This is a genomic window from Paraburkholderia tropica (assembly GCF_014171495.1).
In the GTDB taxonomy this organism is placed as follows: domain Bacteria; phylum Pseudomonadota; class Gammaproteobacteria; order Burkholderiales; family Burkholderiaceae; genus Paraburkholderia; species Paraburkholderia tropica.
The window spans coordinates 2,522,061-2,540,689 of sequence record NZ_CP049134.1 but is presented as its reverse complement, the minus strand read 5'-3'; the positions used below and the strand labels follow the sequence as shown (position 1 = coordinate 2,540,689).

At 68.3% G+C, this 18,629-nt stretch carries 17 protein-coding genes; 6 read left to right on the top strand and 11 right to left on the bottom strand.

All coding sequences use genetic code 11. From position 1 onward, the window contains the following. Positions 1-75 precede the first annotated feature (75 nt). The 4 genes from adk to lpxK all read right to left on the bottom strand — a co-directional run bounded on the left by adk (position 76) and on the right by lpxK (position 3,063). Positions 76-738, bottom strand: coding sequence for an adenylate kinase (gene adk / locus G5S35_RS11445; protein WP_065065229.1), 663 nt, complete (start codon positions 736-738; stop codon positions 76-78). 301 nt (positions 739-1,039) lie between these two features. Beyond that, positions 1,040-1,840: a 3-deoxy-manno-octulosonate cytidylyltransferase gene (gene kdsB / locus G5S35_RS11440; protein ID WP_065065228.1), complete on the bottom strand. Its 801-nt coding sequence runs from the start codon at positions 1,838-1,840 to the stop codon at positions 1,040-1,042. Position 1,841: 1 nt separating this feature from the next. Then, positions 1,842-2,036 (bottom strand): Trm112 family protein, encoded by a 195-nt coding sequence (locus G5S35_RS11435; RefSeq protein ID WP_065065227.1) that lies wholly within the window; start codon positions 2,034-2,036, stop codon positions 1,842-1,844. Further along, entirely contained in the window at positions 2,017-3,063 is a 1,047-nt protein-coding gene (gene lpxK / locus G5S35_RS11430; protein WP_065065226.1) for a tetraacyldisaccharide 4'-kinase, read from the bottom strand. The genes G5S35_RS11435 and lpxK overlap by 20 nt, the downstream gene beginning before the upstream one ends. A 738-nt stretch (positions 3,064-3,801) precedes the next feature. Here lpxK and xseA point away from each other — a divergent pair. Then, positions 3,802-5,172, top strand: coding sequence for an exodeoxyribonuclease VII large subunit (gene xseA / locus G5S35_RS11425; RefSeq protein WP_074986254.1), 1,371 nt, complete (start codon positions 3,802-3,804; stop codon positions 5,170-5,172). A gap of 450 nt (positions 5,173-5,622) precedes the next feature. Next, a complete protein-coding gene (gene sodB / locus G5S35_RS11420; protein ID WP_065065223.1) occupies positions 5,623-6,201 on the top strand; it encodes a superoxide dismutase [Fe] in 579 nt (192 codons plus the stop codon). 115 nt (positions 6,202-6,316) lie between these two features. On the opposite strand, the gene G5S35_RS11415 is transcribed toward sodB, so the two are convergent. After that, positions 6,317-6,898 carry an isochorismatase family protein gene (locus G5S35_RS11415; RefSeq protein WP_065065222.1) on the bottom strand — a complete coding sequence of 194 codons (582 nt, stop codon included), beginning with the start codon at positions 6,896-6,898 and terminating at the stop codon, positions 6,317-6,319. Positions 6,899-6,948: 50 nt separating this feature from the next. On the opposite strand from G5S35_RS11415, the gene G5S35_RS11410 reads away from it, so the two are divergent. Further along, positions 6,949-7,581 carry a TetR/AcrR family transcriptional regulator gene (locus tag G5S35_RS11410; protein WP_237181287.1) on the top strand — a complete coding sequence of 211 codons (633 nt, stop codon included), beginning with the start codon at positions 6,949-6,951 and terminating at the stop codon, positions 7,579-7,581. 22 nt (positions 7,582-7,603) lie between these two features. Here G5S35_RS11410 and clpP read toward each other — a convergent pair whose 3' ends face one another. Continuing rightward, entirely contained in the window at positions 7,604-8,248 is a 645-nt protein-coding gene (gene clpP / locus G5S35_RS11405) for an ATP-dependent Clp endopeptidase proteolytic subunit ClpP (RefSeq protein WP_065065220.1), read from the bottom strand. A gap of 186 nt (positions 8,249-8,434) precedes the next feature. Between clpP and G5S35_RS11400 the strand changes: the two genes are divergently transcribed. Further along, positions 8,435-9,541, top strand: a complete 1,107-nt coding sequence (locus G5S35_RS11400) for a sigma-70 family RNA polymerase sigma factor (RefSeq protein WP_237181286.1) — start codon at positions 8,435-8,437, stop codon at positions 9,539-9,541. On the opposite strand, the gene G5S35_RS11395 is transcribed toward G5S35_RS11400, so the two are convergent. The 3 genes from G5S35_RS11395 to G5S35_RS11385 all read right to left on the bottom strand — a co-directional run bounded on the left by G5S35_RS11395 (position 9,538) and on the right by G5S35_RS11385 (position 14,219). Further along, positions 9,538-10,809 (bottom strand): EAL domain-containing protein, encoded by a 1,272-nt coding sequence (locus tag G5S35_RS11395; RefSeq protein WP_183038312.1) that lies wholly within the window; start codon positions 10,807-10,809, stop codon positions 9,538-9,540. The two genes, G5S35_RS11400 and G5S35_RS11395, sit on opposite strands and share 4 nt — an antisense overlap. A gap of 365 nt (positions 10,810-11,174) precedes the next feature. Next, positions 11,175-12,620 carry a multidrug transporter subunit MdtD gene (gene mdtD / locus G5S35_RS11390; RefSeq protein ID WP_183038311.1) on the bottom strand — a complete coding sequence of 482 codons (1,446 nt, stop codon included), beginning with the start codon at positions 12,618-12,620 and terminating at the stop codon, positions 11,175-11,177. Positions 12,621-12,749: 129 nt separating this feature from the next. Beyond that, positions 12,750-14,219 (bottom strand): aminotransferase-like domain-containing protein, encoded by a 1,470-nt coding sequence (locus tag G5S35_RS11385; RefSeq protein WP_074986249.1) that lies wholly within the window; start codon positions 14,217-14,219, stop codon positions 12,750-12,752. A 207-nt stretch (positions 14,220-14,426) separates the two neighbouring features. Here G5S35_RS11385 and G5S35_RS11380 point away from each other — a divergent pair, with 207 nt between their 5' ends. After that, positions 14,427-14,798: a DUF2917 domain-containing protein gene (locus tag G5S35_RS11380; protein ID WP_074986247.1), complete on the top strand. Its 372-nt coding sequence runs from the start codon at positions 14,427-14,429 to the stop codon at positions 14,796-14,798. A gap of 46 nt (positions 14,799-14,844) precedes the next feature. Here G5S35_RS11380 and G5S35_RS11375 read toward each other — a convergent pair whose 3' ends face one another. Then, on the bottom strand, positions 14,845-16,113 hold the full coding sequence (locus G5S35_RS11375) for a citrate synthase family protein (protein WP_074986245.1): 1,269 nt from the start codon (positions 16,111-16,113) through the stop codon (positions 14,845-14,847). Positions 16,114-16,243: 130 nt separating this feature from the next. Here G5S35_RS11375 and G5S35_RS11370 point away from each other — a divergent pair, with 130 nt between their 5' ends. Beyond that, complete coding sequence (locus tag G5S35_RS11370; RefSeq protein WP_183038310.1) at positions 16,244-17,683, top strand: CoA transferase; 1,440 nt, start codon at positions 16,244-16,246, stop codon at positions 17,681-17,683. A gap of 44 nt (positions 17,684-17,727) precedes the next feature. Here G5S35_RS11370 and G5S35_RS11365 read toward each other — a convergent pair whose 3' ends face one another. Next, positions 17,728-18,474: a GntR family transcriptional regulator gene (locus G5S35_RS11365; RefSeq protein WP_074986242.1), complete on the bottom strand. Its 747-nt coding sequence runs from the start codon at positions 18,472-18,474 to the stop codon at positions 17,728-17,730. Between the last annotated feature and the right edge of the window lie 155 nt (positions 18,475-18,629).

Here is an 18,629-nt window from a genome sequence, read left to right as displayed (position 1 = left end):
GGAGGAGACAGGGCCGGCCAGAGGGGAGGCCGGCTTGCGCCGGGCCTCGCCCGGCATGGCCGGCAAGGGACGTTCTTACTTCAGTGCGTCGAACACGCGATTGCGGATTTCGTCGACGCTGCCCAGACCCGAGATCGCGCGGTACTGCGGCGCTTTCAGACCGTTTTCTTCACCGCGCTGCGCCCATTCGCTGTAGTAGGCGATCAGCGGCTTGGTTTGCGCCGTGTACACGTCGAGACGCTTGCGCACGGTCTCTTCCTTGTCGTCGTCGCGCTGCACGAGCGGCTCGCCGGTGACGTCGTCGACCATGTCCTGCTTCGGCGGGTTGAACTTCGTGTGGTACGTGCGGCCCGATGCCGGGTGCATGCGGCGGCCGCTCATGCGCACGATGATCTCGTCGAACGGCACGTCGATCTCCAGCACGTAGTCGATGGCGACGCCGGCTTGCTTCATGGCTTCGGCTTGCGGCAGCGTGCGCGGGAAACCGTCGAACAGATAACCGTTCTTGCAGTCGTCTTCCTTCAGGCGTTCCTTCACGAGATTGATGATGAGCTCGTCGGTGACGAGTTCGCCCGCATCCATGAAACGCTTCGCTTCGAGGCCGAGCGGCGTGCCCGCTTTCACGGCGGCGCGCAGCATGTCGCCGGTCGAGATCTGCGGAATGCCAAACTTTTCCTTGATGAAGTTTGCCTGGGTTCCCTTGCCCGCGCCGGGGGCGCCCAACAGGATCAAACGCATTTCCAATTTCTCCGATCTGTGTGAATTCTTGCGGCGCGGCGGCTGCCCTCGTGGGCGGCATCGGCGGCGTCGTGCGTCTCCTTCCGTTTGCTCGCGCCGTGCTCGCCGGTCAAGAGATCATGGCCGGGGCATGCGGGGTGACGCCTGGCCCCGCGCGGCAACGTGCCCGAAGTGGATCGGGAACGGCGCTGCGGAGGCGGGCAGCAACGGAAGAAAAGCGGGCAAACCCGCACGCACAAAGGCTTGGACGGCTCGCGCAAACAATTGATTATGCCACGGGTTTTTCGGACTACGACCGTTATTAAGGTCGGAATAACGCCTGTACGCGGGCGAGGTCGGCGGGCGTGTCGACACCGGGCGCGGGCGCCTCGGGCGTCACGCGCACCGCGATGCGCTCGCCGTGCCACATCGCGCGCAACTGTTCGAGCGATTCGACCTGCTCGATCGGCGAGTGCGCGAGCGTCGGGTAGGTGCGCAGGAATTTGGCGCGATACGCATACAGGCCGATATGCCGATAAACCGTGGCCGGTGCAGGCGGGGCGGGCATTGCGGCCAGATCGAGACGGGCCGGCGACCAGTGCGGCTGCCAGGCGTCGCGCGCCCAGGGAATCGGCGCGCGCGAGAAGTAGAGCGCCACGCCGCGTGCGTCGAGCACGACCTTCACGACGTTCGGGCTGAAGATTTCGTCGGGCGCGGTGATCGGGTGAGCCGCGGTGGCGATCGCGCAGTCCGGATGCGCCGCCAGGTGCGACGCCACGTCGCAGATCAGCTGCGGGTCGATCAGCGGTTCATCGCCCTGAACATTGACCACGATCGTCTCGTCGCTCCAGCCGTAGTGTTCGGCGACTTCGGCGAGGCGGTCGGTGCCCGAGGGGTGGTCGGCGCGCGTGAGCACGGCTTCGAAGCCATGTTCGCGTGCGGCGTCGAGCACCGTCTGGGCGTCGGAGGCGATCAGCACCTGCTGCGCGCCGGCCGCGCGGGCGCGCTCGGCGACGCGCACGACCATGGGCTTGCCGCCGATGTCGGCGAGCGGCTTGTTCGGCAGCCGCGTCGACGCGAGCCGCGCCGGCACGACGGCGATGAAGGGTTGAGCGGCGCTCATGTCAGGCCGCGTTCGGATCGACGGGCGTGCCTTCGACGGTCTGGCGCGCCTCGTCGACGAGCATGACGGGGATGCCGTCGCGGATCGGATAGGCAAGCTTGTCGGCGCTGCAGATCAACTCCTGCGCGGCGCGGTCGTAGCTGAGCGGGCCCTTGCAGATCGGGCAGACCAGGATTTCAAGCAGACGGGCGTCCACGGAGTTTCTCCACAACCAGGGTAATAAGACGATGATCGAGCGCGGCTTCCACGGGTACAACCCAGATGCGCGCGTCGTTCCAGGCCCCCAATTTTACTGCATCCTTTTCGGTGACCAGGATCGCGTCGGCGGCGACGTCGGCGAACGGGTTGCTCGCGTAGTCGTAATGATCGGGCAGCGGCAGCGTGTGCGGGGCGAGACCGGCCGCGCGCAGCGTCGCGAAAAAGCGCTCGGGCGAGCCGATGCCGGCCGCCGCGACAAGCCGCAGCGGCGGCTGGCCGGCCACTTGCGCGAATTGGGCGAGCGGACGGCGCAGGCCCGGATTGGCCAGATGCCACGCGTCGCCTGGTTCGAGCTTGAGCGCGAAGGTGTTGGGCCAGTCGGGCAGCGTGCGCGTGAACGGATTGTTGACGAGCGTGGCGTCGCGGTGGCGCGAGAGCGGTTCGCGCAGCGGCCCGGCGGGCAGCAGGAAACCGTTGCCGCCGAGGCGATGGTCGAACACCACGAGTTCGAAGTCGCGCGCGAGGCGGTAATGCTGCAGGCCGTCGTCGCTGACGATCACGTCGACGTCGGCGTGCGCGGTGCACAGCGCCTGGGCGGCGCCGACGCGGTCCGGCGACACCCACACCGGCACGCCGGTGCGGCGCGCGATCAGCAGCGGTTCGTCGCCGCAGGCACGGGCGGGCGTGTCGGCGTTCACGGGCGTCGGGCGGTCGATTTTCGCGCCGTAGCCGCGCGACACCACGCCAGGCGTGTAGCCGGCGGCGCGCAGCGCCTCGACGAGCGCGATCACCGTGGGCGTCTTGCCGGTGCCCCCCACCGTCACGTTGCCGACCACCACGACCGGCACGCCCACGCGCACGCGCTTGAGCCAGCCGGCCGCGAAGGCCGCGCGGCGCGCGCCGCTCACGGCGGCGAAGACGGCGGCCAGCGGCGTGAGCGCCCAGGCGAGCTTGCCGCGATGTTGCCAGGCTTGCGCGAGATCCGTCTCGACGCGCGCCTTCAGATCGGCGAACGGGCCGCTCATGAGCGCGCGCAGCCGCTGGCGGGCCGGACGGCGCCGTGCGCGTGCGGCGGGCAGGTGAACGAGGCTGGCATCGGGACGGATCTCCGGTTCGGCGCGAGCGCGTCAATCCAGGCGCCCGGCGGGGAAAAATTGCAAAACGGCAAAACAACGGCAAAACAAACGATAACGGCGGCGTCGCGGACGACGGGCACGACCAACGGTGCAACATCCACGCAACATCCACGCAACAACGGCCGCGCCGCAACGGACCGCGGAGGGGCGCCGTGAACCCGGCACTCTAGCGCGGGAGGCCGCCACGCGGCAAGTTGGGAGGCGGCCGGACGCGGCGCGGCGCAAGGCGTCGGCATTGCAAAAAACGGCGCATTCGGCGCTTGTGGATAACTTTGTGGAGAAATGCCCTGCGCGCGGCCTCGAAGGCCCGTTTGACGGCCATCTTATCGGTGTGAGCCGGTATTTGGGTTATAAAAAATCCATATAAATCAATGGGATGAATGATTTCACCCGGGTTTCGAAGGGCGTCGCTGCGGCCACGTCGCCCGACCGCGTCGATGTGGACACTTCGCGGCCCTTGTACGCTGGGAGCGTTTCCTGCTGGACTGCGGCCCCCGTCACGGTCTATCGTCTGTCCGCCGGCCCGCTCGACGGGGCTCGATGCGCGCCTGCGCGCGCCGGGTCCGCGCAGCCGCTATGCTTGCTGCCCCGGCAGTGGTTTTTCTTGCTGCTCATTCACCTTCGCGTATGCCATCCGATCGTTTTTCCTCCGCTGCGGGCGGCGACGTCGTCGTCCCGGTTTCGGCGCTCAATCGCGCCATCGCCTCGATGCTCGAGCGCTCGTTTCCGCTCGCCTGGATTTCGGGCGAAGTGTCGAACTTCACGCGCGCCGCGAGCGGCCACTGGTACTTCTCGATCAAGGACGCGCAGGCGCAGATCCGCTGCGTGATGTTCCGCGGACGCGCGCAATACGCCGAATTCACGCCGCGCGAAGGCGACCGCATCGAGGTGCGCGCGCTCGTCACGATGTACGAGCCGCGCGGCGAGCTGCAACTGAATGTCGAGGCGGTCCGGCGCACGGGGCAGGGGCGGCTGTACGAAGCGTTCTTGCGCCTGAAGGCGCAGCTCGAAGCCGAAGGTCTTTTCGATGCCGACCGCAAGCGCGACTTGCCCACGCATCCGCGCGCAATCGGCGTCATCACGTCGATGCAGGCCGCCGCGCTGCGCGACGTGCTCACCACGCTGTGCCGCCGTGCGCCGCACGTGCCGGTGATCGTCTATCCGGCGCCGGTGCAGGGCGCGGGATCGGCGGAAAAGCTCACCGCGATGCTCGACGCCGCGAACGCGCGCAACGAAGTCGACGTGATCGTGCTATGCCGTGGCGGCGGCTCGATCGAGGATCTCTGGTCGTTCAACGACGAGACGCTCGCGCGCGCCATCGCCGCGAGCGCGATTCCCGTGGTGAGCGGCGTGGGTCACGAAACCGATTTCACGATCGCCGATTTCGCCGCCGACGTGCGCGCGCCCACGCCCACGGCCGCCGCCGAACTCGTGAGCCCGCAGCGCGTGCTGCTGCTGCGTGAACTCGATCAGCGCCATGCCACGCTCGCGCGCGGCTTCGGCCGCTTGATGGAGCGCCGCGCGCAGCAACTCGACTGGCTCGCGCGGCGTCTCGTCTCGCCCGGCGAGCGGCTTGCGCAGCAGCGCACGCATTTGCGCCAGTTGTCGATCCGGCTCGCGTCGGCGGGTTCGCGCGCAACGGCGCAGGCGCGCGCGAGTTTCAACGTCGTGCAGATGCGCTGGCAGCGCACGCGGCCCGATCCGGCTGCGCATCGCGCGCGGCTCGACATGCTGGCGCGCCGTCTCGACGGCGCGTTCGCACGCGAGCGCGAGCGGGCGTCGGCGCGCGTGTCCGAACTCGCGGCGCGTCTCGAAGTGCTGAGCCCCCAGCGCACGCTGGAGCGTGGCTATGCGGCGGTGCTCGACGCGCAAAGCGGCGCGGCCGTGCTCGCGCCCGCCGCGCTCAAACCGGGCAAACGGCTCACCGTGCATCTCGCGCAGGGCAGCGCCGATGTCGCGCTCGCCGACGTGCAGCCGCGTCTCGCTGAAGGTTTCTGAACGACTCACGCTGGGCCGCCGGCGCGCGAGTGTGCGTGTGATTGCGCGTGATTCTGGGTAATTGATCGGAAGGATCGAGGATCCAGGCGCGCAGCTTGCGCGAACAGGCGGGTCGGCGCATGCGGTGCGCGAAGGATGTTCGTCAAACGTCACAAGCGCTTGCAGACAGCAAACCGCAGCCTGCGCCGACGATGCCGCAACGCCCTGTTCGTGCGGATGAGCAGCGCATCCGCTCATGTCGCGCGACGCTTCCGAACCGGGGAGCCGCGTCGTCCGCGCAGGTGCGCGCGAGGTGTGCTCGCTATGCGCGAAAGCCCTTGAAAGCCTTGTGCAGCCGATGTTCGGCATAATGTCCGCTCGTTTGCGGGGTTATTCCAACTCGCCTACAATCGAGTGCTCCATGCCGGTTATTACGCAGAACTCCCCATAACACGACGAAGGAACCGCATCATGTCATTTACGCTCCCGCCGCTGCCGTTCGCGAAGAACGCCCTCGCACCGACCATGTCGGAAGAGACGCTTGAATACCACTACGGCAAGCATCACCAGGCTTACGTCACGAACCTGAACAACCTGATCCCGGGCACCGAGTTCGAAAAGCTCTCGCTCGAAGAGATCGTCAAGAAGTCGTCGGGCGGCGTGTTCAACAACGCGGCTCAGATCTGGAATCACACGTTCTTCTGGAACAGCCTGTCGCCCCAGGGCGGCGGCGCACCGACGGGCGCGCTCGGCGACGCCATCAACGCGAAGTGGGGCTCCTACGACGCGTTCAAGGAAGCCTTCACGAAGGCTGCAGTCGGCAACTTCGGTTCGGGCTGGACGTGGCTTGTGAAGAAGGCAGACGGCTCGCTCGACATCGTGTCGACCAGCAACGCCGCTACGCCGCTCACGACCGACGCAACCGCGCTGATCACGATCGACGTGTGGGAACACGCTTACTACATCGACTACCGCAACGCACGTCCGAAGTTCGTCGAAGCGTTCTGGAACATCGTGAACTGGGACTTCGCTGCGAAGAACTTCGCATAAGGCCAGCGCCCACGTTGGTTCCCGTGCCGTTCGCGCAGAACGGCACAAAAAAAGCCCTCGATTCGCATCGAGGGCTTTTTTGTTTGCGCGTGCCGGACGTGGCCAGACGTGGGCCTTATGCGCCCGTCATCGCGGCGATGGTTTCCTGCGTCGTGCGCACGTGGCCCATGAAGCCGAACAGTTTTTCGAACGAGAAGCGGTGCATTTCTTCGTTCAGGCCCGACGTGGCGTCTTCGACGAACACGAGCTTGAAGCCCTGATCGAAGGCCGCGCGCGCGGTGGACTCGACGCCGAAGTTGGTGGCGATGCCGCCCAGCACGATCGTGTCGATGCCGCGGCGACGCAGCTGCTGTTCGAGGTTGGTGCCGTGGAACGCGCCCCATTGGCGCTTGGCGATCACCACGTCGCCGTCCTGCTGGCCGATCTCGGGCACGAGTTCGGACGCGATGGCCGGCGCGGGCGGCGTGCCCGGCTTGTGCATCGAGTTGTCGGCGGGCAGCGCCAGCAGTTCGTTGAGCAGCACGTGCACCCAGACCACCGTGCCGCCTTGCGCGCGTAGCGCGTCGGCGAGAACCTTGGCTTTTTCGACCACCTGGGCGCCGCTGTGGGGCGCGACCGCGCGGCTCACGATGCCGTGCTGGAGATCGATCATCACGAGCGCAGTCTTGCGCGGGTCGAGAGAAAGGGCTTGCGTCATGGGACACCAATATGTGAGGATGGACTCACATATGATACACGAATATGAGGATGGCCTCAGATATGGCGGAAGACCTGAAAAAAGAGGGGACACGGCGCGTGCCGCGTCAGGAGCGCGCGGCGCGCACCGTAGATGCGCTGCTCGAGGCGGCGGCCGACGCGTTCGCCGAACGCGGCTTCGAGGCGGCCACCATGACGCAGATCGCGCAGCAGGCCGGCGTGTCGATCGGCGCGGCATATCAGTACTTTCCGAACAAGGAAGCGCTCGCGCTTGCCTTGCGCCTGCGTTACGGCGACGACATGGACGCGCGCTGGACCGCGCTCATCGAGGAACAGGCGGAAGCCGAATTGCCGCTCGCGCAACTGGCCGAGCGGCTTTTCGACATGATGGTCGATCTGATGACTTCGTTTCCGGCCTACCTGCCGCTGCTGTCGGTGCCGCTCGGCTTTCGTCGCGACGACGCCGCGCGCAACAAGCTGCGTCAGCGTTTTGCCGGGCTGTTTCGCCGCTATAATGCCGATCTTTCGTCCGACGAGGCGTATCGCATCGCCGAGGTCATGCTGCAGGTCATCAAGAGCCTCAACCCGCTTTACGCGGCGGCCAAACCAAAGGACCGCAAGCTGCTGGTCGCCGAATACAAAGGCGTGATCGCCGCGTGGCTCGCGCAGCGACTGGTGTCGTAATGCGCGTCGATCAGCGCGTCGATCAGCGCGGCACTTGCTGGTCGCGCGAGGCGATCACGCGGTCGATCAGGCCGTAATCGGCTGCCGCCTGCGCCGACATGAAGTTGTCGCGGTCGGTGTCGCGTTCGATCTGCGCGAGTTCGCGGCCCGTGTTCGCGGCGAGCATCGCGTTGAGCCGCTCGCGCTGAAAAATCACCTCGCGTGCCTGCAATTCGATATCGGACGCCGTGCCTTGTCCGCCGCCCGAAGGCTGGTGGATCATGATGCGTGCGTTCGGGAGTGCGAAGCGTTTTCCATGCGTGCCCGCCGCGAGCAGAAACGAGCCCATGCTGGCGGCGAAGCCCGTGCAGAGCGTGGACACATCGGGCTTGATGAACTGCATCGTGTCGTAGATCGCCATGCCGTCGTAGACCGAACCGCCCGGCGAATTGATGTAGAGACTGATGTCTTTTTCGGGCTGCTCGGCTTCGAGAAACAGCAGTTGCGCGACGACCACGCTCGCGCTCTGTTCGTTGACCGGCCCGACGAGAAACACGATGCGTTCGCGCAGCAGGCGCGAATAGATGTCGTAGGCGCGCTCGCCGCGGCTCGACGTTTCGATGACTGTCGGCACGAGATTGAGCGCGCGTGGCGCGTTTGCTGCATGATGCGAATCGATGGGCTGCATGGAAATCCTCGCGGAAAAAGTGGGCCGGCGCGGCGGTGTCATCGAGGCGCGCCGTTGTCGACAAGACGCGCGCCGCGCGCGGCGCGTGACGAGGATTTTTTTGCGTGCGGCTGTCACATCGGCGCGTGGCCGGTCGTCTGGATGGCGGGAAGCACGGCGAAGCCGGAGCGCGAAGGAGCGGAGCGAATGACGCAGATGAGCGACGAAATCCACGAAGAAGCCAGCGAAGAAGCCGGCGCCGAAATACGCGCCGTATCAGACGGCGCACCGAGCAACGAGACCTGGAACGAAGCCCGCCGCGCGGGCGTGTTCGCGAAGGAGCGGGCGCGCTTGCTGGCGTTGGCGGCGCGCGTGCTCGGCAGCCGTGCGGAGGCCGAGGACGTGGTGCAGGACGCCTGGTTCCGCTGGCGCGCCGGCGACGCCGCGGCGGTCCGCACGCCGCAGGCGTGGCTCGCCACAGTGACGGTGCGTCTCGCCATCGACCGGCTGCGCAAGCTGCGCCGCGAGCGCGCGGGCGAGCGCGACGCGGCCTGGCTGGCGCCCTGGCTCGACGATACGGCGCCGTCCGCCGAGGAAACCGGGCTGCGCGCGGCGCGTCTCTCGGATGGACTGTTGCTGATGCTCGACCGGCTTGGGCCGCTCGAACAAGTGGTGTTCGTGCTGCGCGAGGCGTTCGACTGCGACTACGCGGAGATCGCGGCGCTGACGGGCTGCGCCCTCGCGCATTGCCGCCAGATCGTCCATCGTGCGCGCGTTCGACTCGCGCGCGTGCAGGCGCCGCAGTCCGCGCCCGCCGATACGGCGCGTCACGCGCTCGCGGTCGACCGCTTGCGCGAGATGCTGCACGCGCAGGATCGCGCGGGCTTGCTGGATCTGCTTGGCGTGACCGCGACCGCGCTCACGCAGGCCGCCGAGGCGACGGAGGTGCGCGCGCTGCACGCCGAAACGCTCGTGCTCGATGGCGCGCCGGGCGTCGCGCTGGTCGCGCACGACGGCGCGCTGGCGGCGTGGCTGCATGTGCGGGAGGACGAGAACGGACGGGCCACGCCGGTCGTGTGTGTGGCGGCGCGGGGCGCGGACTTCAGCGCGGCCAATCGCGATTTCCAGACTTACGGCGCGCAGGCCGTTCGCACGCTGCTGGCGCGTTTCATGGCGAACGGAGCGTCGATATCGATGCAGATGCATCTGCACGCCAGCATGCGCGCGGCGCAAACGCTCGCGGCGGCGTCATCGGTGTCATCGTCGATGCAGGAAGGGCCGACGTTGATCGCGCGCCCGCTCGCCATCGCCTAGACGCGCTGTGCGGCTTCCCAGTTGATGTCGACGCAGAGCACCTGCAAGCCCTGCGACGTCTGCGCGGCGATCGAGGCGGTCACGCACAGGTGCGCCTCGTTGATCGACAGATAGGGCGGCGTGAACTGCACGCTGCCGGGCGCTTTCATCGCGGCGATGAAGTAGGGCCGGCGCTCCCAGCTCGCGCCCTCCGAATGCAGCAGCGGACGGAAGCGCTTGGCGCGCTGCGAGGTGCGGCCGTCGGGCAGCACGTTGTCGCCGATCTGGCGGCCCGAGGCGTCCAGCAGGAAGCAGCGCGCCGTCTCGCCGAGACCGAGCAGCGGCAGCGTGGCGTCGCTCATGCTGGCGTCCGCGGCCAGTTGGGCCGCAGCCGCCTGCAGCGCGCTCACGTACGGCGCGAGGCGCGCCGACTGCGCCCGCTCGCGCGCGCTCACGCGCTCGCGCAGACGCGCCGACAGATCGTCCATCAGACGCGCCGCCGTGACGGGCGGCACGGGTTCGACGTCGGGCCGCGCGAAGTACGCGCCCTGCACGAAATCGGCGTTGCTTTCCAGCGCGATCAGCGCATCGCGCTCGGTCGAGAGTCCGCCGACCAGCACCAGTTGGCCGGACTCGTGCAGCATCGACACCAGCCCCGGCAGTACGCGCTCGATGTGTGCGTGGCGGCTCGCCTGTGCGAGCAGGCTGCGGTCGAGCGTGACGATGTCGGGACGTAGCTGCCAGACACGGTCGATGTTCGAATGCTTGGCGCCGAAGCCGTCGAGCGCGATCACGAACCCCGCCTTGCGCAGCCCGTCGATGATCTCCGCGAAACGCGAGTTCTCGCCGCCCGCCTGTTCCGATACTTCCAGCACCACGCGCTGCGGTTGCAGCCCGAGCGCCTTGATGCCGGCGAGCAGGGCGTCGCCGTAGCTCGTGTCCATTAGCGCGGCGGGGTGCAGGCTCAGGAAGAGCCATTCGTCGTGCGAGTCGAAGGCGTTGAAGTTGCCCAGATGCAGCGATTCCGCGAGCCGTCCCAGTTCGAGCAGATCGCCGCGGCGCGCGGCCTGCGTGAACACTTCCTGCGACGGCACCTGCTGGCCGTGCTCGTCGTGCGCGCGCAGCGACGCGTGATAGCCGATCGCGCGGCGGTGGGCGACCGAAAACACCGGCTGGAACACGCTGAACACGGTGTATCCGCCGTAGAGTACGGTGCGCCGGGCGCCTTCTTCGCCCGCGACGGGTCGCGACTGATAGCCGGGGGGATCGAGGTCGATCATGCTGTTCATAGGCCTGGGTGACGCGCGCCTTGGCCGGCACAGGACCGCGCGCGCGAACGTCAAGTTTACATTACAGGATAGCCGTGCAAAAAGTATGCGAGTCCCGACACACAGCCGGTCGGGCCATGCGCACGGGATATCGGCGTTTTACGGATAGTCGGCGAGGACGTTGTGGCGGCCGCTCAGGCACTGGCGACGCGCCTTTGCGGCCAATGCGCGCACCGCGCGGAGCGCGTCGTGCACCGGCCTGGTGCGCGGCGGTCGCGGGTTTTTCCGTAGCGGATTTGAGCGGGGTTTCAGGCGGGTTTTTCAGGCGGTGTTTTCAGGCCGCGAACGCGCGAGCCATCGCCGCGCGTTCGCCCGACTTTCGCCGCTCAGGTGCGCTCGGACGGATCGGTCTTTTTCGCGGCGTGGCGCACGTCGTCGGAGAGCTGGCCGAAGATCCACGACGAGCACGCCGTGATGATGCCCACGCACACGAACGTGGCGTGGAACGCCGGAATCACGTTGGACGCGGTCATGTGCGCGATCAGCCCCGTGAAGGTCGTGAGCAGCGCGCCCGCGACCGTCACGCCGAGGCTCATCGAGAGCATCTGCACGAGCGAGAACAGGCTGTTGCCGCTGCTCGCGCCGCCCATGCCGAGGTCTTTGAGCGTGAGCGTGTTCATTGCGGTGAATTGCATCGAATTGACGGCGCCGAACACGGCCAGTTGCACGAGGCGCAGCCACAGCGGCTCGTGCGGCGTCGAGAGCGCGAAGCTCGCCATCATCAGGCCGACCAGCACCGTGTTGATCACCAGCACGCGGCGGTAGCCGTAGCGCGTGATCAGATAGGTGACGAGGCGCTTCGAGAACATGCCCGCCGCCGCGACCGGCAGCATCATCAGGCCCGCCTCGAACGGCGTGTAGCCGAGCGCGACTTGCAGCAGCAGCGGAATCAGATACGGCATCGCGCCGCTGCCGATCCGCGCGAACAGGTTGCCGAGCAGCCCCACGCTGAAGGTGTGGATCCTGAACAGATCGAGCGAGAAGATCGGCCGCGGCGAGCGTTGCGCGTGCAGCCCGTAGGCGACGAAGGCGGCCAGCGAGACGATCAGCAGCACCAGCACGGTCGCTTGCGGAATGCCCAGCTCGGAGCGGCCGTCGAGCGCGAACGAGATCGTCACCATGCCGACGACCAGCAGCAGATAGCCGGGCAGGTCGAACTTCGGCGTGTCGGCGTTGCGGCTGTCGGGCATGAAGATGAAGGTGAACAGGCAGCCGATCACGCCCACCGGCACGTTGATCAGGAAGATCCAGTGCCACGAGGCGATCTGCACGAGCCAGCCGCCGAGCGTCGGGCCGATCAGCGGGCCGATCAGGCCCGGGATCGCCACGAACGAGAGCGCGGGCAGGTAGCGTTCGGCGGGAAAGGTGCGCAGCACGGCGAGGCGTCCGACCGGCAGCAGCATCGCGCCGCCCACGCCCTGCGCGATGCGCGAGAGCACGAGCTGGTTCAGCGTGTGCGCGCTCGCGCAGAGCAGCGAGCCGATCGTGAACACGAAGATCGCGCCCATGAACACGCGGCGCGTGCCGAGCTTGTCCGCGAGCCAGCCGGACACGGGGATCATCACCGCCATCGTCAGCGAGTAGGCGATCACGACCGATTGCATGCGCAAGGGCAGTTCGCCGAGGCTGTCGGCCATCGCGGGCAGCGCCGTGTTGACGATGGTCGAGTCGAGCGTCTGCATGAAGAAGCCGGTGGCGACGAGCCACAGCATCACGGAGAGCTTGCGGGCGGACGGCGTGGAAGGCGAGGCGGCAGTGGACGTGTCGGACATGGGCGAAGGCGGAGGCGCTGGCGGTGTCTGGCAGCCGCCATTGTAGAGAAGGCGGCGCGACGGCGCGCGTAGGGGCGGCGCGATTGCCGCGTTCGTCGCGTGCTGCGCGGCCGCCGCGAGGTTGCGTGCTTAGGCGTCGAGCCTGGCCGCCGCCGCGAAGAACGCCTGCGCGCGTGGATCGAGCGCGAACGCCGCGTTGATGCGCAGCCACGGACACGGCTCGCCGTGCGGGCGGAAATGGCTGCCCGCCGACACGCTCACGCCGAACGCTTCGGCGCAGGCCGCGAGCCGCGCCGAGTCGTCGATATGCGGCACGCGCGACCACAGGAACTTGCCGCCCGTCTGCGTGTGCGCGAGGCCGGTGGCCTGCACGGCTTGCACAGTCCGAGCGGCGCGCGCGGCGGACGGCGCGGTGAACAGCTCCCAGCCGTGTTCTTCGAGCGAGCGCGTGGCCGCGCCGAGCGTCTCGCCCAGCCGGCGGCGCAGGCGCTCCAGATACTTGCGGTACGCGCCGCGTTCGAGCAGCGTGGCCGCCACGGCCTGCGTGAAGCGCGAACCGCTGATGCTCGTGAGCGCCTTGATCGAGGCGAGATCGCGCACGACGGCCGGGTTCGCGACCACGTACCCCACGCGCAGCGAGGACGACAGCGTTTTCGACAGTCCGCCCACATAAATCACGCGTTCGAACTGGTCGAGCGCCGCGAGCCGGTCGGTCGGATCGGCCTGGAAATCGGCGTAGATATCGTCTTCGACGATGCTGAAGCCGTGCTCGCGCGCGAGTTGCAGCAGCCGGAACGCCACGGGCGGCGAGATCGTCGTGCCGGTCGGATTGTGGAACACGGTGTTGACGAAGAACGCGCGCGGCCGGTGCTGCGCGAGCATCGCGTGCAGATGGTCGAGATCGGGCCCGCTCGCCGTGCGCGTGATGCCGACGAGCCGTACGCCGTGCAGTTTCAGCAGTCCGTACAGGTTGTAGTAGCCGGGATCTTCGACGAACACGGTGTCGCCGGGCTTGAGCAGATAGCGCATCAGCAGGTCGATACCCTCGCTCGCGCCTTCGGTGATGAGGATCTGCTGCGTGTCGGCGGCGATGCCGAGCGGCGCGAGGCGGTTGCGCAGATGCTCGCGCAGCGTGGCGTCGCCGAGCGGCGAGCCGTAGTCGACGAGACTGGACGGATCGGTGCGCGAGACGTGGCGGATCGCCTGGCCGATGGCGTCGACGTCGCGCCATGCTTGCGGCACCGAGCCGCTGTCGAGCTGGAGCGCCTCGCCCGGCAGATTCAGTTGCGCGAGCAGATGGCCCGATTCCTCGGCGGCGTTCGAGAGATCGCAGGAACCGAGCCCCGCGAGCCCGAGCCGCGCGTGCTCGCTCACATAGAAGCCCGAACCATGCCGCGAGTCGAGATAACCGAGCGAGACGAGGCGGTCGTAGGCCTCGATCACCGGAAAGCGGCTGATGCGGTAGTCGGCGGCGAGCTGGCGGATCGACGGCAGGCGCGCGCCCGGATGCGCCGAACGCGAGCGGATCCACGTTTGCACGCCGGCGACGATCTGCTCGGTGAGCGGGACGTCGCTGGCGCGGTCGAGTTCGAGTTTCATGAGCGGCCTGCGCGCAAGTGTCCGGTTTTTTCACTGCACAGTTCCGCACGAACTGTTCGGAACTGTGCATGGGTGGGCGAGATGCCGAGGGCAATAATGCTCCAACCGGGCAGGGGCTTCAAGACGTTTCGCAGTGTGATGGAAACGGCATCAATCTGGCGAATTCGAGCCAGGCCCGACGACAAAACGCACCCAAGGAGCACGGCAATGCGCGAAATCCGGATTTTCGAACTGGAGCACGGCGAGCCCGCTGAAAGCTGGCGGCTCGCGCAGGCGATGCAACTGCAGGTGAGCGAGGGCGAACTCTGGCTCACGATGGGCGGCGACGCCGACGATTACTGGCTGCGCGCGGGCGAGTCGATCCGGCTCGCGGCGGGCACGCGCGTGTGGCTGAGCGCGGGGCGCGACGGCGCGCGTTTCGTGCTGGCGCTGGGCGGCGCATCGGCTGCGCGCTCGCCGCAATGGCACGCCGAAGGTGTCGCGCGGGCGGGCGAGGCGCGCGGGCTGGCGGCGTATGTGACGCAGGCGCTGCGTTCGCGCTCGGTTCGCTGGCCGTGGAGCCCGCGCGCCGCGCAATAAGCGGCGGGGCACATGACACGCACGACACGCACGCCAGCGTCCCGCCTCATGCGGGCACGTGCTCGCCGACGTATCGCGCGCGTGGCCGGATCAGGCGGCCATCGGCGTTCTGTTCGAGCGCGTGCGCGATCCAACCGGTCACGCGACCGGCCGCGAACAGCGTGAACGCCGCGCCGCGCGGCAGCGCCAGCACGCGCTCGATGGCCGCGAGCGCGTAATCGAGCGTGGGCCGCGCGCCCGTGGTTTCCATCACCGCCTGCGCGAGCAGGTCGACTTCCGCCATCGGCGAACGCGCCGGGGCGCGCTGCGCGAGCCAGTCGAGCAGCAGTCGCGCGCGCGGATCGCCATCCGGATAGAGCGGATGCCCGAAACCGGACAGCGAGGGCGTGACGCCGCGTTCGTCGGGCGCGAGGCGCTGCGCCAGATAGCGATGCAGATCGTCCGCGTGCGCGGCTTCTTCGAACAGCGCCGCGACGCGCACCGTCTCGCCGCCGTGGCGCGGCCCCGCGAGCGCCGCGAGCCCGCCCGTCGCCGCGCCGAACAGATGCGTGCCGGTCGAGGTGATGCAGCGCACCGTGAAGGTCGAGGCGTTCAATTCGTGATCGGCGCAGAGCACCAGCGCCGCGCGCAGCAGGTCGGCCTGGATGCGCGAGCGCACGCCCCACGCATGCGCGATCTGCCGATGCAGCGGCTCGCCCGACGGCGCCGCCGAAATCAGCGCCGCCGCGAGCAGGCGCATGAGGACGGCGGCATTGTCGAGCTGCGCGTCGCGGCCTTGCGCCCAGATGCGCGGCATCTGCGCGGCGGCGGCGGGCAGCAGCACCAGCGCGCGTTCGAGCGGCGAGTGGCCGCTCCAGAGCTTGAGCCACGCCGACCATTGCGCCGCCGCGATGGGCGCGGCGGGCGCATCCAGCACGCGGCGCGGCGTGCATTCCCACAGCAGCGCGGCGACTTCTTCGAGCGAGGCGTGGCGCGCCAGTTCGACGGCGTCCTGGCCGCGATAGAAGAGCCGGCCGCCCGCGATCAGCGTGATCGACGATTCGAGCACCGGCACGCCCCAGTCCAGCACTTTCTGCGCGACTTTGCCCGCGCGCTTGCCGTCGGCCTTGCGGCGCGCGAGGCGGCGCACTTCGGCGGCATCGTAGCGGCGTGCGTTGGCGGCGGCTGCGTCGGCGCTGTCGGCTTGAGGGGCGTGCGCGGTTGCGCCCGCTGCGGGCGCGGAACTGAGCAGCCCGCGGCTCACATAGGCGTAAAGCGTGGCGCGGCTGATGCCGAGTTCGGCGGCGGCTTCGGCCGCGGTCATATAGCTGGACATGGTGGCGGGCGTCGGGAAACCGGAAAAATCGATCTATATTGATCATGATAATCAAGATTGATCGACATGCCAGCGCGCTTTTACCCTTGGAGCGTTCCCGTCAACGATTTCCCGCACAAGGACTCCCGCCATGACACCCCGCGACGCGCTCGATCATCTCTGGATGCTGGCTCACCCCGACGACGGCGCGGCCGCCGCGGCGCTCGATTTCGTCGATATCGACGGCGACGATCCGGGCTTGCCGTCGGTGTTTCGCGTCGGCACGCTGGCTTCGGCCGCGATCGGTGCGGCGGGGCTGGCGGCGGCGCGTCTGCATGCGCTGCGCGGCGGACCCGATCAGCGCGTGTCGATCGACGTGCGGCGCGCGCTCGCGGCGTTTCGCAGCGAGCGCTATCTGAGCGTCGATGGCGGCGCGCCGTTCGAATTGCGCCATCCGGTGACCGGCTACTTCGAAACGCGCGATGGCCGCTGGATTCAGCTGCACGCGAATTTCGCGCATCACCTGCACGGCATCCTGCGCGTGCTCGGCTGCGGAGAGTCGCGCGACGAGGTGGCGCGCGCGATCCGCAATGACTGGGACGGCGCGGCGCTCGACGCGGCGCTGGCGGAAGCCGGGCTGTGCGCCGCGCTCGTGCGCACGCCGCGCGAATGGGCCGCGCACGAACAGGCGCGCGCGGTGGCGGGCTTGCCGCTGTTCGAGATCGAGCGGATCGGCGACGCGGACCTCGATGCTCGCGACGCGTTGCGGACCGCCGGCGCGCGTCCGCTCGACGGCCTGCGCGTGCTCGATCTCACGCGCATCATCGCGGGGCCGGTCGCGGGGCGCACGCTCGCGCATCATGGCGCCGACGTCTTGCTGATCAACGGTCCGCATCTGCCTAACATCGCGCCGCTCGTGATCGACAACGGACGCGGCAAGCGTTCGGCCACGCTCGATCTGCGCGACGAAGCGCGGCGCGCGCAACTGCATGCGCTGGTGCGCGACGCCGATGTATTCGTGCAGGGTTATCGTCCCGGCGCGCTCGCGGCGCACGGTTTCTCGCCCGAGGCGCTGGCGCGCGAGCGGCCCGGGATCGTCTGCGTGTCGATCTGCGCGTATTCGCATCGCGGTCCGTGGCGCGAGCGGCGCGGCTTCGACAGCCTCGTGCAGTCGGCGAGCGGCATCGTCTGGAGCGAGAGCGTGGCGTCGTCGGCGTCATCGTCGCAACACGCGCCGTTCGCGAGTCCGCGTCCGTTGCCGTGTCAGGCGCTCGATCACGCCACCGGTTATCTCGCCGCGTTCGCCGCGATGACCGCGCTCGCGCGCCGCGCGAAAGAGGGCGGCAGCTGGCACGTGCGCGTCTCGCTCGCGCAGACGGGCCGCTGGCTGCAAACGATGGGCACGCTCGACGACGGCCAGCGCGCGCCCGAGGTGAGCGCGGCCGACGTGGCGGACTGCATGGAAGAAATGGCTACGCCGTTCGGCCGCGTACGCGCCGTGGCGCCCGCCGAACGGCTCGAACTTACGCCTGCGTTCTATGCGCGGCCCTGCGTGCCGATCGGCACCGATGCGCCGCGCTGGACCTCGTGAATCGGCTCAACGTCAGGCATCGGCGAGCCCAGGCAAGCCGCCGCTTACTTGCGCAACTCCGCGACGAAGTCGTAATAGTCGTTGCGGCAGTAGGTATCGGTGAGTTCGATGGCGCGCTGATCGGCGGTGTAGCCCACGCGCGTGATCAGCAGCAGCGCTTCGTTGGGCGCGATGCTCATCTGCTGCGCGATTTCCTCGCTCGCGTTCACGGCGCGGAAATGCTGGAGCGCGCGCACGATCGCCAGTCCGCGCTGTTCGAGAAAGCTGTAGAGCGAGTCGCCGATCGCGTTCGGATCGGGAATCAGCGCGGCGGGAAACGTGGAGTTTTCGACGGCCATGACGATGCCGTCCGCGAGACGCAGACGCTTCAGACGCGTGACGGCGGCGGCGGGCGACAGGCCGAGCTGGATCACCTCGTCGCGGCTCGCGGGCTGGATCTCGCGCGAGAGCCAGCGCGAACTGGGCGTGAAACCGCGCTGGCGCAGCATTTCGCTGAAGCTCGTGAGGCGCGAGAGCGGATCTTCGTAGCGCGGCGTGATGAAGCTGCCCGCGCCTTGCGTGCGGCGGATCAACCCTTGCTCGACCAGCAGCGCGATGGCTTTGCGCGCGGTGATGCGCGAGACGCCGAGCGCGTCGGCGAGCACGCGCTCGGACGGCAGCGCCTCGCCGGCGTTCCAGCGATTCTCGTGGATCGCGTCGCTGAGCTTGCGCGCGAGCTGCAGATACAGCGGCGTGTCGTTGTCCGGGTCCGGGCGCAGGCCGCGCCAGCGGTCTTCCGTGGGAGCGTTCATGGGAGGCAGGCATGAAAGGCGAACGGCAATTTTATGACATAGGCGGCGCCGCGCGGTAATGCCGGAGTTACGCGCGTGCGCATGCCCGTCGCGACACGCGGCGATACACTGGGCGCTTTGCCGGACGTCGCGCTGAACCTGGCGTTGGACGCAAG

What these genes read in the sequence shown, in the direction of transcription:
- G5S35_RS11380 (WP_074986247.1), top strand. Translation starts at nt 14,427, where the DNA reads ATGCGCGAAATCCGGATTTTCGAACTGGAGCACGGCGAGCCCGCTGAA.
- xseA (WP_074986254.1), top strand. Translation starts at nt 3,802, where the DNA reads ATGCCATCCGATCGTTTTTCCTCCGCTGCGGGCGGCGACGTCGTCGTC.
- G5S35_RS11415 (WP_065065222.1), bottom strand. Translation starts at nt 6,898, where the DNA reads ATGACGCAAGCCCTTTCTCTCGACCCGCGCAAGACTGCGCTCGTGATG.
- G5S35_RS11400 (WP_237181286.1), top strand. Translation starts at nt 8,435, where the DNA reads ATGACGCAGATGAGCGACGAAATCCACGAAGAAGCCAGCGAAGAAGCC.
- G5S35_RS11365 (WP_074986242.1), bottom strand. Translation starts at nt 18,474, where the DNA reads ATGAACGCTCCCACGGAAGACCGCTGGCGCGGCCTGCGCCCGGACCCG.
- mdtD (WP_183038311.1), bottom strand. Translation starts at nt 12,620, where the DNA reads ATGTCCGACACGTCCACTGCCGCCTCGCCTTCCACGCCGTCCGCCCGC.
- kdsB (WP_065065228.1), bottom strand. Translation starts at nt 1,840, where the DNA reads ATGAGCGCCGCTCAACCCTTCATCGCCGTCGTGCCGGCGCGGCTCGCG.
- adk (WP_065065229.1), bottom strand. Translation starts at nt 738, where the DNA reads ATGCGTTTGATCCTGTTGGGCGCCCCCGGCGCGGGCAAGGGAACCCAG.
- clpP (WP_065065220.1), bottom strand. Translation starts at nt 8,248, where the DNA reads ATGCAGCCCATCGATTCGCATCATGCAGCAAACGCGCCACGCGCGCTC.
- G5S35_RS11370 (WP_183038310.1), top strand. Translation starts at nt 16,244, where the DNA reads ATGACACCCCGCGACGCGCTCGATCATCTCTGGATGCTGGCTCACCCC.
- G5S35_RS11410 (WP_237181287.1), top strand. Translation starts at nt 6,949, where the DNA reads ATGGCCTCAGATATGGCGGAAGACCTGAAAAAAGAGGGGACACGGCGC.
- G5S35_RS11395 (WP_183038312.1), bottom strand. Translation starts at nt 10,809, where the DNA reads ATGAACAGCATGATCGACCTCGATCCCCCCGGCTATCAGTCGCGACCC.
- sodB (WP_065065223.1), top strand. Translation starts at nt 5,623, where the DNA reads ATGTCATTTACGCTCCCGCCGCTGCCGTTCGCGAAGAACGCCCTCGCA.
- lpxK (WP_065065226.1), bottom strand. Translation starts at nt 3,063, where the DNA reads ATGAGCGGCCCGTTCGCCGATCTGAAGGCGCGCGTCGAGACGGATCTC.
- G5S35_RS11375 (WP_074986245.1), bottom strand. Translation starts at nt 16,113, where the DNA reads ATGTCCAGCTATATGACCGCGGCCGAAGCCGCCGCCGAACTCGGCATC.
- G5S35_RS11385 (WP_074986249.1), bottom strand. Translation starts at nt 14,219, where the DNA reads ATGAAACTCGAACTCGACCGCGCCAGCGACGTCCCGCTCACCGAGCAG.